Here is a 12,191-nt window from a genome sequence, read left to right on the forward strand (position 1 = left end):
TTTATCAGTCATCATTGCCGTCATGCTTTCTGTTGCCAAAGCCTTTGCCGTTACTCAACAACACCTGCTCATCCTGCCTACCGAGACGGTTTCACTAGTGCACTCGCTGGGCCGGGTACTACGCGAGCCGGTATATGCCGACCGCGATTTTCCGCCGTTCAATCGCGTGTCGATGGATGGGATTGGGATTGCCTTTGCCACTTATGCTTCCGGTCAACGGACCTTCCCAATTGCCGGTCAGCAATTTGCTGGCCAGCCTCAGCAAACGCTCACCGATACCACAACCTGCCTGGAAGTGATGACCGGGGCCATATTACCTGCCGGAATTGATACCGTTGTTCGCTATGAAGACATTAGGGTTTCTAACGGCCAGGCCACGATCACCATTGACGACGTTACACTTGGACAACACATTCACACACAAGCTGTTGACCGCAGGGCGGGCGATGAGTTACTGCCTGTTGGCACGCTACTAACCCCATCAGCCATTGCCGTAGCCGCTTCGGTTGGAAAATCAGCGGTTGTGGTTTCTGCACTGCCCCGCGTAGCCCTTATTTCAACGGGCGACGAACTGGTCGATGTGGGTGATACGCCCCTCCCCCATCAAATCCGTCGGTCGAATACCTACATGCTGCGGGCTGCTCTGACTTCGCTGGGCATTTCGGCGACACTGCACCACATTGTCGATGATGAGCACCAGTTACAAACCGCCATTCAGGGGTTATTGGCAGCGAATGATGTCCTAATTCTGAGCGGGGGTGTGTCGGCTGGCAAAGCTGACTTTGTACCGGATGTGCTGGTGAGTCTGGGGATTCAGAAGCATTTTCACAAGATTGAACAACGACCGGGTAAACCCCTCTGGTTTGGAACCTCGTCAGATGATACAGCCTATCCGAACCGAACTGTTTTTGCCCTTCCGGGCAATCCTGTTTCGACGGTTTTGTGTGCGTATCGGTATGTGATCCCCTACCTGCGGGCATCGCTTGGGCTGGCACCCGCTCCTGAACGCTATGCACAGCTCGCTCAATCCGTTGTGTTCAAACCAGCCATTACGTATTTCCTGCCCGTCCGGCTCACCTCCGAACCCGACGGACGAACACTGGCCCACCCACTGCCCGGTTCAGGGTCTGCCGATTTTGCCAACCTGTTAGCTGCCGATGGCTTTATGGAGCTACCAGCCGATCGATCAGAATTTGGGGCTGGAGAATCCTTTCAGGTATGGCCAACGCATTAATCATTAACCTGGTAGCGTACTGGTATGGGGACGCTACCCTTTCAACCTGACAAGCCTTGCATGGCGTGCAGGGCTTTTATGAATACCTGAAAAAACATTGATATTAATATTAAAAACGCTGTATATTGCCCGATTACTTATTGCGATTGGACTATGCAGAAAACAATTCTAATCACGGGCGGAAGCAGAGGGATTGGGGCAGCAACGGCGTTATTAGCAGCCCAAAAAGGCTACCAGGTTTGTATCAACTATGTAGCCAACAAAGAAGCAGCCTTGCAGGTAGTAGAAACTATTCACCAGCAAGGCGGAAAAGCCTTTGCTTTCCAGGCCGATGTTTCGTCCGAAGAAGATGTCATTGCCTTGTTCGAAGCCATTGACCCAATCGGTCCGATTACGGCGCTGGTTAACAATGTTGGGATTCTGGAACCCCAGATGCGGGTGGATACCATGACCGCCGACCGACTGAACCGGGTTTTTACGACGAACATTGTCAGTTGCTTTTTATGCACCCGAGAGGCCATTAAACGCATGTCGACGAAGCAGGGTGGATCAGGCGGAAGCATTGTAAATGTATCGTCGGTGGCGGCCCGAACGGGTTCGCCGGGTGAGTATGTCGACTATGCTGCCTCAAAGGGGGCTATGGACGCCATGACCATTGGCGTATCGAAAGAGGTAGCTGAGGAAGGCATTCGTGTCAATGGCGTGCGACCCGGATTCATTTACACGGATATTCATGCCAGCGGAGGTGAACCAGGCCGGGTAGATCGGATCAAAGGCAGCGTCCCTATGAAACGGGGTGGTTCTCCCGACGAAGTGGCCAAGGCGATTCTGTGGTTGCTCTCCGACGAAGCCTCCTATTCGACAGGTACATTCATCGACATTGCAGGTGGGCGATAGCCGTTCATTTTTTTATGAGAAACACAATCAGAAAAGCTAGTATGGAAATAATGAAGCCAAACATAAAGATGTTGTAAGCTACCCGAAGCAGTTTGTATTTTTTGGCCAGCACCAGCCCCAGGTAATAGATGTCGCGAGCCATTGAGTTATAGAGGTACGTGCTGTCGTTCATCAGTTGTTGAATACCCCATTCATACTCACCCAGACTCATCTGGTAAAAATTCCCGAAAAACAGTAGGTTTCCCTTTCCCTGCTCAATGTCGCTGTGACTAAACGTCCCATGACTGACGTTGGGCCGGGTAGTCAGGATGGCGAACACGATGGTCAGTACCGACGTAATCAAAAATAACGTGGTAGGCACCATCAGGTATGGATTTTCTTCGATCCGGCGCGGCAATACCGATACAACCACCGAGACCATAATCGAATTGACCGAAATCATAATATTGGCCTTGCTATCGGCTATTTCGCTCAGGCGCATGTGGTTGGTCGATGTGGTCCGAAACATGGTTTCGATACCGCGCTCCGAGCGTTTATCCTTGTCCTTCTCTTTTTTCTTTTCTTTTGGCTCTTTCCCGATCAGAGGCTCTGGCATTGGCGACCCAACCGTTTCTACAATTGACTGTGCGGCAATATCGACAGATTCTTTCAGGATACTTTTCTCATGTTTAGCTTCTTTCCCAGCAGCCTTTTCGGCTTGTTTTTCCAACAGTTGACGGAGGTTTTCGGCCTGCCCGGCCGTTAATCGCTTTTGTGCATAGTCGGTGAAGTAGCGGTGGCTTTCGAGAAGCGAAATATTTTGCTGCCGCCAGGATTTTCCCGGAATCTCCACACCTGTCCGGTTCTCCTGCTCTTTCCGAAGTCGCTTCTGGTAATCGGGGTAATCCGTACTACCCAGGTGAAACAGGTCGGCATCACACAGAATTTCTTCCAGACGGTTAGTAGGCGCTTGGGGCATTCTGGTTGCCCGGATGCAGGCTTGCACCTGTTCAATCAACGCCGTCGATGTGCCCAAATCCGCCAAAAAACTGGAGGCCAACGCAGCACCTCGTTCTTCGTGCCCATCCGATGGCCCGGTCAGATTCCCCAGATCATGCAGCCAGGCTGCTACCATTACCACCACATAATCCGATTCGGAGAGGCTATAAAATCGGGCCATCTGGTCAACAGCCTGGACAACCTCCTGGGTATGTACCTGATTATGATACGTAAAATCAGGCGTCAGATGATCGGCAAAAAATTGGGTAGCGTAGGTTTCAGTCTGCGATAAGAGGTCAGGAGTCATAGGATTAAGTTTTTCGGTACAATCAAAATCGGAAACCCAGCGACACGTAAGGTAAGGTGGATTCATCGGAAAAGCCAACAGAAGCCGTCACGGTCAGTAATTGAGCGGGATTCATATACAACCCTGCCCCGTAGCCGTCGTGCCAGCGATGCGACGATTCGCCGTTGAGCCATACCCGCCCCACATCGTTGAAGGCCAGTAACCCCACACTGGCCGGAAACAGAAATGACCGAAAGCTGAAGAGTTTCAACCGGGCTTCGATGTTATGGTAAATCAGGTGGTTACCGGCAAATCGGTACGTTCGGAATCCCCGCAGGTTGTCTTGCCCACCCAGGTACAACAACTGATAAAACGCCGGATTACCATAGGTCAGTCCGCCACCGATTCGGTTGATGATCACAAACCGGGCAGCCGGGCTAAAACTGGTGTAAACACTCAGATCCGTACGAAACTGAAGCAGGTTGTTGCCATGCTCGTTGAATCCCTGAAGGGCCAGTACAGTGGTATTCCAGTGTAGACCTCGTGAGGGCTGGACCGGATTATTTCGGTTGTTGATCAGGAGCCCGGCCTGTACCCCCGCGTAACTCTCCCGTTGCAGAAAACGCGCCTGTGGCGGCAGATCAGCCAGGTATTTCTCAATAAATCGGCCCTCGTTATCTCCTCGATTCAGGCTAAAATGCTGAAAAACCGGCCCAACCGACAGTTCCAGATGATTGCCCATTTCAGGTTTGAGTAAAGCCGCGATGTTTATTAAATCGTAACGAGTACGGTAATAGCGAATCGAATGACTTTTATCATAAACCGTCTCGTTGCCAGGGCCGAAAAAATTGGTCACATTGTCGGGCGCTTTTGAAAACGCACTCAGCCATAGGTCATTTTTACCGATCAAGTCTGTAAAAATACCGTCGTATTTGATCGACATGGCTTCGGTGGCCAGCGAACGGGAAATCATCAGGCGATTCATGGCGGCATAGGGCGCTTTGCGAAATCCCTGTTTGATCCACTGAACCCCTGCCCCCAGAATCAGGCCATCGTCGGGGTTAAAACCGATGGTTGCTAATGGAGCCACCCGGTCATACTTAAAGGCATGTGGATCGTACTGGTTAACCGCTTTATCCGTCGAACGGCGATCGACTACCTTACCCGCTTCAGGCAGTACGTTGGCGTCGGTTCGCAAATCGTATACCACCGGCTTTCCGGGCTGTCCTTCTACGGTAAAAGTATCCTCGCCTTTCCCACCGATCAGCCGTACACGAATGGTCGTCGCCTGATTTCCGAGCACATCAAACCGATCATCGCCTTTGCGGCCATACAGACGGACTTCATGCGTGACACGACCATCGAATTCCCGACTATAAAAAGGTGAAGCCTCTACCCCATTCCGGGTTATTTTGAACACCGACACAGTCAGCTTATTATCGGGCTGGTGCTCAATCCGAAACAGTTCGGCCTTATCTGAACCGGGTATATCGACTGCTTTGGCCAAAAAGCGATAATAGGTCAGCCCTTCTTTCAAGAGCCATTCCCGACGAATTTTCAGGGTTTCCAGTACGTTCTGCCCAGTTTTTTTCCGGGATGATTCCGGCAGTTGCCGAATAGCCTGCTCCAGCACATCGTCCGTTAGGGCATCGTGCAGTTTCTTTATTTCGGTTATCCAGTCCTGTTCGGTGAGTCCATGCAAAAAAAGTCGGTCGAAATAGCGGCCATTGAACATAAACCCTTTCACGTTCGGCAACTTATCCGTAAACCCCTGGAATTTAGGCTGTATCCAGGGCAACGACCCTATAATTGGTAGCAATCCGTTTGCGCGAAAGAATACCTGGTCACGATCGCGGGGAATGGGGTAATACAGTCTGCCTTTATCCTGCTTCCGACTTCCCCAGCGCCACTGGTCCTCATGACGATCCCAATCGCCAATGAACAAATCAAGCATCCGCGCCCGCAATACGGCTTTCTCATCAATCCGGTTATCGTTGTCGTTTTCCAGCGCATCCAGCACTTTAGGCGTACTGACCGACTTACTATCGCCGGGACTTCGTTCTTCGAATAAAAAGACGCCATTCCCGAAATCGGCCTGATAAATACCCAGCGCAGGATCGTCGGGGATATATACCACGCGCGGATTGGCATGTGGAACGCCAGCCGCCTTCGCCAGCGTGGGCACCGCCAAAGGAGCAAACGGATACCCCGCCGATATTTCATCCTGCAACACATCTTTGGCAATGGTTTGCTGCAAAACACGTGGCAAAGCTTTGGCCGGATCTTTCTGGATGCTGCGCAGTACCCACTCACGTCCGGTAGAGTCCTCAATGCGGAGGGATTTGGTTTGAAAGCCTCCTCCCCGCTGTAAAATTTTAAAGCCGCCCATGGTCCGCGTTATATCGAAAACTGGCAGCTTCACAGTCGACGCCCACTCCGTCCGGTAGTTATTGCCCAACAACCAACGATGCACGCGCCCAACACGCTCGTATTCGGGCGCAATGGCCACCTGAACGCTGTCGGGCCAGTTGGGTCGTTGGCGATTCTCGGTTACCGAATCCGCTCTGGGCGAAACTGTAAACAAATTAGCGGTATGCGCTTCGGTCGCCTTCGCCTGCTCATCGACCGTATAAAAGTGGGCCGTCAACTTACCATTAGTCAGTAAATCCAGCACAACGTACCCCCATTCGCTGCTGACAAACTGAGCCAGCTTACCCTGTTTTACCCGTTCGCGGTTAATGCCCGATCCACTCACGATATAATTTCGCGTTCCATCCACAATATGCTGTAGCGCATGGTCATGGCCTGCCACAAAGACCACATTTGGTGCAGGAGCCATAGCTTGTTCAAACGCCTTCACCATCAGTTGGTAACTGGGATTGGGCAAATCCTGAATATTACCGAATACACCCCGCACCAACGGATACAAAGAGCCAATTACGGGTAATGGAATGTACAGATTCGGCGAAAATTCGGTCAACGGAAAAATGTGCTGTTTTAGGGTATAATAACCCCCGTGAATGCCGTAACTGCGCATGGGATGGTGCGTGGCCAGAATGATCCCCTTGCCTTTGTTTCGGTAGGCAATATCGGCCAGCCGGGCTACTACTTCATCTTCACTCTTACAGGCACAGTCCGACTCAACACCCGGTTTCGCGTAGGGATGTAGCCACCACTGCGTATCTACTATCACCAGCACCAGATTATTCCCCAGGGGTATCTCCTCCGGGCCAGGGCAACCGCCTGATGGAATCATTCGGATGTTCGGAGCCTGTAGGCTGTCGAGCCATTCGCCCTGCCGTTTGATACGCTCCCAGCCATCCGGCCGCCCCTTCGACCAGTCGTGATTGCCCGGAATAAAAATTACTTTCCCCGCCTTACCTAATCCAGGCCCGACCAATCCAGGCTGGGCCAATCCAGGCCGGGCCTGATACGCCAGCACAGCCACCAGCGAATCATAGCCGGGGGTGCCTTTTTCGGGGAGGCCGTAGGTGTATACATTGTCCCCCAGATACACCAGCGTTGTCCGGGGATCATTCAGGTTGTAGTGGCTGGATACCGCATCGACTACGGGATTTTTACCCTGTCGTAACCGTCCGGCATCGCCAATCAGAATTACCCGCTGCCGGATCGAATCACTGACCGTCGGTTTTACGCTGGTCGACTGGGCCGATGCAGGGCCGAAGCCCGCTAAAAGGCATAGTAACCCCACCAGCCCAAACCCTGCTTTTTGTACTCGTTTCATGGTTCTGGGCTGTGGTTACGCCTTGTAGTTGATACCCACCCGGAGGGCTTTCAGATTAAAAACACCCTGCATGGGCTCCAGATTGAGGAATTCAATCTCAGGTTTTAAATCCCCATTCGCCTGCAGGCGCTCGATTTGTGCGATGTAATCCCCTATTTCGGAGATGTGGCTATAGACCAGGGCAATCGTATCGGGTTGGGTCAAACGCTGGCCAGTACCTTCTACCCGGGCTTTGTCGATTCGTTTTTTGACGACCTCGTATCGAATACTGTACGACCCCTCTACATCGAATCGACGTTCGTCCTGCCGAAACCCAATATCGACCGGGTGCGCGTGCGCCAGAATGAGTTGCGTCGTTTTCAGGGGCAAGGGGAGTTCGGGCAGGAGCATCTGGGTCAGTCGGGCCGTTTTCACCATCGCTGTCAATTGCCACTCGATCAACTGCCGATGAATCGGCCGGGCAAAAGGTTTATCAGGGGCAATCGACTGGCCGATGTAGATGGTATACTCCGTGCCATCGGTGCGGTAACGCTCAAAGTAGTGCGGGTAAATGGCCTGTAGCTGTTTTTCTTCCTGATTGATGTACTCATTCACGGTGGTATTGAGCTTATCCATCGTCAGTTCGTACCGTTTCAGCGCCCGGTTGAAGAGTCCGGTCATGGGGTCGATTTGGGCAAAATAAGCTTCCAGTTCGGGCAGTAGTGTATGATGCTCCTCCACAAGCTGACGGAGATAGGGATTGATCGTGTTGACCAGAAACAGGCCGATCTCCTGTTCATCCTCAGCGGCCATCCCCTCTTTCAACCGTTTTTGACACGCATAATTCTCAAGCTGCAGTTGTTCGGGCCGCTCCTGCTGAGTGGGGAAATGAGCATGGCTAAAAATGGCTTCAACGGCCACCAACTGATCGGCTAAATCCTGCCGGACGGCCTTGTGCCGCTCCACCGACGAGTTCCGAATATCCACAGCTCCATAGAGCGGGTACACCTGTTCGAACCGCACAGGCGCCAGTACCTCCGTCGAATCACCCGAGCGGCTACGGCGTAATTCTTCCCAGGCTTCTTTATAAAACCGCCACTCTACGGCTGGTTGCAACGACGTAAATTTGGTTCGAACCAGTTGCTCGATTTCGGCTTTAAACTGATTCAATTGATACCGAAGAAGCTCCTGCACCAGCGGCTTAATGCGCTCGATGATTTTTAATACCGTATTGTCAAACGCATCGGGTTGTGAACTGGCCATTTCCAGAATACCTAACTCTTCGTTGGCCATTACGATAGGATAGGCCAGCAAACTCCGAATCCCCCGTTTTTCCAACGCTCTGGCTTCTGCTTCGGGCAACCCCTGTAGGCCAGCGAACACATGCGGAACGGGATTATTCATCAGTTTGGTCGCCAACGCCTGCGTATCGGGGTCATTATACGCATCCATCGGGTTGATGGCATTCCGCATAAAAATGCTGCGTTTTTTCCCTTCGGGATGGTGTACAAAATGCCCGTTGATCTGTGGCATCGGCATCAGACTAATCTGCAAATCCGGTCGGCGGCACAGATTCCGCATGGCCGTCTCGAACCGACGGTAGATCATTGGCTCCGTATCCGACTGAAGATGGACAAAGACATCCTCCAACTGCCGTATGGTTTCGGTTTCGGTGTTGTCCTCGATCCGGAAAAAGGAAAAGCCTTCGAATATAAATCGTTCCAATGGCAGCGCATCGTCACCCTGTGGCAGTGGCCCCAGTCCGTTGGCAAAATCGACCCAGGCCGAATTGAGTGGCGGCAACTCACCCTCGATCCGGGGTTCGAAAAACGACGCATCGACCTCCATCTGGTAATAGCGTATCAGCCCATCCTGCTCCTTTTCAAAATGCATGGTTGGCCCGCAGGACTCGGTCGTCTCAATCCCATACGATTTGTTCAGAATCAGTTGATAGAGGTAAAACAGCTTTTTCTCCCACTGAATTTGATCTGGAGCTTTGTGCAGAAACTCGGGCACCTGCCGAATCAACGTTTCAAACGTTGAGGAGTAATGGTAAAACGTAAGCGGCAGCGGCAGTCCAAACGCAAACGGGACGGGGCGGGTCTGCGAGAGTGGAAGCATGGCTATACTCACTAACTGAAACAATTCGGTCAGTTGGGCTTCACTCAATCGAAGTTCCGGAGAATCAACCAGTGCATCGACCGCCATAAATCGGTCGATCAGATAGGAATACAACCGGGACAATTCGGTAGCAGAGGAAAATTTTTGCTGCTGCGCTTTCAGAAACGCCACAAACGGGCGAAACGAAAGGCGAAAATCAACCGGCAGGTCAACCACCGGCGGAACGGTAAAAAGTGCTTCCATAGAGGATGTATGGTTACGAACCAGACTGGCTAGGTAGTGCGGTTCGGTTAATTGACTGAGTTGGCGCTAAACATGGTGGGGATTATATCGGCAGTATTCAGCATTAAAGTGTTAATAAATGGGTGGGTTGAACATTAGAAATCAGACGCTTTCAAAGACAAATAAATAACTGGTAATCATATCGATAACCAGGTCTTTATGCCGATCAGCAAAGGCATCGAACTCCTTTTCGCTCATGTGCCAGATTCGGATGTGCATGGCTTTACTGACGAACAGAAACTGAATATTAGCGATGATCATCACCATCAGATGCATGGCTTCGATAGGCCGAATAGTACCGAGGGCCACTTCCCGGCGAAGTTGGTCGTCAAATACAGACTGCTGGAATTGCTTCCGGGCCTCTACAGCATTCGCCATCCGCTCAGGATTCCGATGAATCTCGTTCATGATAAAAATGCTGAGATTTGGATTATTTTTCATCAGTTGAAAGTCATGTTCAACCAGTTCGGCAATTTTCTCACGTAATCCAATTGGCTTATTCAGAATGCAGAACATACCTTCAAAAAACAACTGAATCAGCTCATCGAAAATGCTGATAAACAGCTTTTCCTTACTGCGGAAATAGTAATTGGTCAGGGCAATGTTGATCCCAGCGGCCTCGGCAATATCGCGCGAGGTAGTACCATCGAATCCTTTCTCCAGAAAAACCCGGCGGGCTGCTTCCCGGATTCGTTCTTCCGTATTTTTTGATGGGCTGCAATGCATGGACGTAGTCGTTAATTGCTTAATGGAAAGGGCTCAGTTGCATTTTAATTCTTGTTTTAAACAAACATTTAAATTTTCGGGAAAGGTTCATTCTTCGCACTCGACTAGGGACTAATGGTGGATAAGACCGTTAAACGGCCTGGTACGCCTTCGAACCATAACCCACGAAAAGCTGTATCTTTGCAAATGATTATTTGCTTATGAACGCCACTTTTGCTAACGACATTTTTCGCCAGAGTATTCAGGACTATCATCTGACCGATCAGGTCGATACGCCTATCAGGAATCCCTATTCATCCAACGACGTCGCCTATTTGCTCTACCAGAAAAACTGGATCGATACCGTCCAATGGCATCTTGAAGACATTATTCGCAGCCCATCAATAAGCCCCAGCGAGTTAGTAGCTATCAAACGCCGAATCGACCAGTCGAACCAGGACCGTACCGATACTGTAGAATTGATCGATAGCTGGTTTTCAGACCTTTTCGCCGGCGTCATACCCCAGCCTTCAGCCCGGATGAACTCCGAAACTCCGGCCTGGCTTCTGGATCGCATGTCGATTCTCCAACTGAAACTTTACCACTTCCGTGAGCAGGTCGACCGTCCCGACGTATCGGACGAGCACCGTCACAAAGCGCAACAAAAACTCGTGGTACTCCTTGAACAGGAACAGGATCTGGCCCGCTGCTTCGATGAACTACTGGAAGATATTCAGCAGGGTAATCGATACATGAAGGTCTACCGACAAATGAAAATGTACAACGACCCGACGCTGAACCCCGTTCTTTACGGCCAGGCCTGAGTTGTGCAGGATGTATGATATAGGAACCTGCCGCTATCCCATCATCCATCATATACCGTATCTTATCCATTGAAAAAGAGTCTGCTCCTGCTTCGGTTTTCGGCCATGGGCGATGTAGCCCTATTGGCGCCTGTTGTTCAGGCGTTTGCATTGCGTTACCCTGATGTGGCTATTACCCTCGTGACCCGACAGAAGTTTGCTGTTTTCTTTTCTCAGTTCCCAAATGTGCGTGTAGTGGGGGCCGATTTCGACGGGCGGCACAAAGGTCTGAAAGGCCTGGTTCAATTATTTAATGAACTTCGTTCGCTGAGGCCGTTCAATATTCTGGTCGATGCCCACCAGAACTTACGCTCTGGCGTTTTAAAAGCATTTTTTCAGCTTATTGGCACATCTTCCGTAACCATCGACAAAGGCCGAGCGGAGAAAAAAGAGCTCACCCGCAAGGAGAATAAAATACGCCGTCAACTGCCTCATACCGTTGAGCGGTATGCACAGGTTTTCGATAGGGCCGGATTTGCTCTGCAGCCTGCACAACCGTTTCGATTACGGCCAATCGCGACCGTTGACGAGGAGCTGACCACTTTTTTGAGCCAGCAAACCATTGCCCCTGAAACACGCTGGCTGGGTATTGCTCCTTTCGCTCAACACGAGCAAAAGATGTGGCCATTTGAACGGGTAGCGCCCTTAATGGAACAGCTCTATACCAATATGCCCGTTACTATTTTTCTGTTTGGAGGTGGCTCACAGGAGCTGGCAAAACTGAAAACTTTACAACAGCAGTACCCTCAAGCCATTCTGGTAGCGGGCAAACTCAGCTTAGCGGCTGAACTCATACTCATTCAACGGCTGAACGGGATGCTGTGTATGGATTCGGGGAATATGCATCTGGCGGCCTTGAGTGGTATACCTGTACTGTCAATATGGGGTGCTACGCATCCTGATGCAGGTTTTGGCCCCTGGGGGCAGGGGGATGAGGCTATTTTACAAGTGCCAACGGATGTACTGGCCTGCCGCCCGTGTTCTGTTTTTGGCAATAAACCCTGCTGGCGTGGCGATTTAGCTTGTCTGCATATGATTAGCGTAGACGCCGTGGCTGATCGGGTTCGACACATGCTTGCCTAAAATTTCAACGTAGATCTG

The 12,191-nt window shown here is 51.1% G+C and carries 8 protein-coding genes; 4 read left to right on the forward strand and 4 right to left on the reverse strand.

What is annotated here, in order from left to right; translation table 11 throughout:
* Window positions 1-22: 22 nt before the first annotated feature.
* Window positions 23-1,234, forward strand: coding sequence for a molybdopterin molybdotransferase MoeA (locus B153_RS0131860; RefSeq protein WP_026262612.1), 1,212 nt, complete (start codon window positions 23-25; stop codon window positions 1,232-1,234).
* Between the two features lie 153 nt (window positions 1,235-1,387).
* Window positions 1,388-2,131, forward strand: coding sequence for an SDR family oxidoreductase (locus B153_RS0131865; protein WP_020600815.1), 744 nt, complete (start codon window positions 1,388-1,390; stop codon window positions 2,129-2,131).
* Between the two features lie 4 nt (window positions 2,132-2,135).
* On the opposite strand, the gene B153_RS0131870 is transcribed toward B153_RS0131865, so the two are convergent.
* The 4 genes from B153_RS0131870 to B153_RS0131885 form a co-directional block, all read right to left on the reverse strand.
* Window positions 2,136-3,416: a Pycsar system effector family protein gene (locus tag B153_RS0131870; RefSeq protein ID WP_020600816.1), complete on the reverse strand. Its 1,281-nt coding sequence runs from the start codon at window positions 3,414-3,416 to the stop codon at window positions 2,136-2,138.
* Window positions 3,417-3,438: 22 nt separating this feature from the next.
* Entirely contained in the window at window positions 3,439-7,140 is a 3,702-nt protein-coding gene (locus tag B153_RS0131875) for a BamA/TamA family outer membrane protein (RefSeq protein ID WP_020600817.1), read from the reverse strand.
* 15 nt (window positions 7,141-7,155) lie between these two features.
* Window positions 7,156-9,483 (reverse strand): GAF domain-containing protein, encoded by a 2,328-nt coding sequence (locus tag B153_RS0131880; RefSeq protein ID WP_020600818.1) that lies wholly within the window; start codon window positions 9,481-9,483, stop codon window positions 7,156-7,158.
* A gap of 141 nt (window positions 9,484-9,624) precedes the next feature.
* Complete coding sequence (locus B153_RS0131885) at window positions 9,625-10,248, reverse strand: TetR/AcrR family transcriptional regulator (RefSeq protein ID WP_020600819.1); 624 nt, start codon at window positions 10,246-10,248, stop codon at window positions 9,625-9,627.
* A 200-nt stretch (window positions 10,249-10,448) separates the two neighbouring features.
* On the opposite strand from B153_RS0131885, the gene B153_RS0131890 reads away from it, so the two are divergent.
* Window positions 10,449-11,051, forward strand: a complete 603-nt coding sequence (locus B153_RS0131890; protein WP_020600820.1) for a DUF4254 domain-containing protein — start codon at window positions 10,449-10,451, stop codon at window positions 11,049-11,051.
* Window positions 11,052-11,120: 69 nt separating this feature from the next.
* Window positions 11,121-12,173, forward strand: a complete 1,053-nt coding sequence (locus B153_RS0131895) for a glycosyltransferase family 9 protein (protein WP_020600821.1) — start codon at window positions 11,121-11,123, stop codon at window positions 12,171-12,173.
* The last annotated feature ends 18 nt before the right edge of the window (window positions 12,174-12,191 follow it).

Source organism: Spirosoma panaciterrae DSM 21099 (genome assembly GCF_000374025.1).
Lineage (GTDB): Bacteria > Bacteroidota > Bacteroidia > Cytophagales > Spirosomataceae > Spirosoma > Spirosoma panaciterrae.

What these genes read in the sequence shown, in the direction of transcription:
- B153_RS0131860 (WP_026262612.1), top strand. Translation starts at nt 23, where the DNA reads ATGCTTTCTGTTGCCAAAGCCTTTGCCGTTACTCAACAACACCTGCTC.
- B153_RS0131865 (WP_020600815.1), top strand. Translation starts at nt 1,388, where the DNA reads ATGCAGAAAACAATTCTAATCACGGGCGGAAGCAGAGGGATTGGGGCA.
- B153_RS0131870 (WP_020600816.1), bottom strand. Translation starts at nt 3,416, where the DNA reads ATGACTCCTGACCTCTTATCGCAGACTGAAACCTACGCTACCCAATTT.
- B153_RS0131875 (WP_020600817.1), bottom strand. Translation starts at nt 7,140, where the DNA reads ATGAAACGAGTACAAAAAGCAGGGTTTGGGCTGGTGGGGTTACTATGC.
- B153_RS0131880 (WP_020600818.1), bottom strand. Translation starts at nt 9,483, where the DNA reads ATGGAAGCACTTTTTACCGTTCCGCCGGTGGTTGACCTGCCGGTTGAT.
- B153_RS0131885 (WP_020600819.1), bottom strand. Translation starts at nt 10,248, where the DNA reads ATGCATTGCAGCCCATCAAAAAATACGGAAGAACGAATCCGGGAAGCA.
- B153_RS0131890 (WP_020600820.1), top strand. Translation starts at nt 10,449, where the DNA reads ATGAACGCCACTTTTGCTAACGACATTTTTCGCCAGAGTATTCAGGAC.